Origin of the sequence: Acinetobacter sp. NIOH-H-8, assembly GCF_046635365.1 — a bacterium.
Classification (GTDB): Bacteria; Pseudomonadota; Gammaproteobacteria; order Pseudomonadales; family Moraxellaceae; genus Acinetobacter.
Genome location: NZ_JBHDVN010000206.1, coordinates 1 through 443 on the forward strand (window position 1 = coordinate 1; position 443 = coordinate 443).

1 protein-coding gene is annotated in these 443 nt (G+C 36.3%); it reads right to left on the bottom strand.

Annotated elements, in window-relative coordinates; translation table 11 throughout:
- Nucleotides 1-40: 40 nt before the first annotated feature.
- Nucleotides 41-443: DDE-type integrase/transposase/recombinase (locus ACEWB7_RS17830; protein WP_411581064.1), on the bottom strand; the 403-nt coding region annotated here is incomplete at its 5' end.

The window sequence follows — 443 nt, forward strand, 5'->3', positions numbered from 1 at the left end:
CCTTTTACCATCTCATATGGTGTTTTTCCATGTTTGTTGATCAGAGTGGCATTTTGAGTGAAACGAGCAGTCTGAACTGCTTTTGCCCAGAAATAATTTGGCAATTTGCTTCATCAAGCATTGTTCTGGCAGCTTCTATCAAGGTTCTGTTCTTTCTTTCAACTACACCATTTTGTTGTGGTGTACCAGGAGCAAAAAACTCTTGATTCAAACCTCTTTCTTTGCAGAATTCTTTCATTGTGGCATTCTTAAACTCAGTACCATTATCACTTCTTATAACTTTGACTTTGTCCTTTGATCCTTTGTCCAGCAGCTTTACATGCTCAATCAGAATTTGAGTAGTTTCATCTTTCTTGGCTAGAAAATGAACCCATGTATACCTGGTGTACACATCAACAATAACCAGAGCATATTTCTTTCTACCAATAGACATTATATTTATT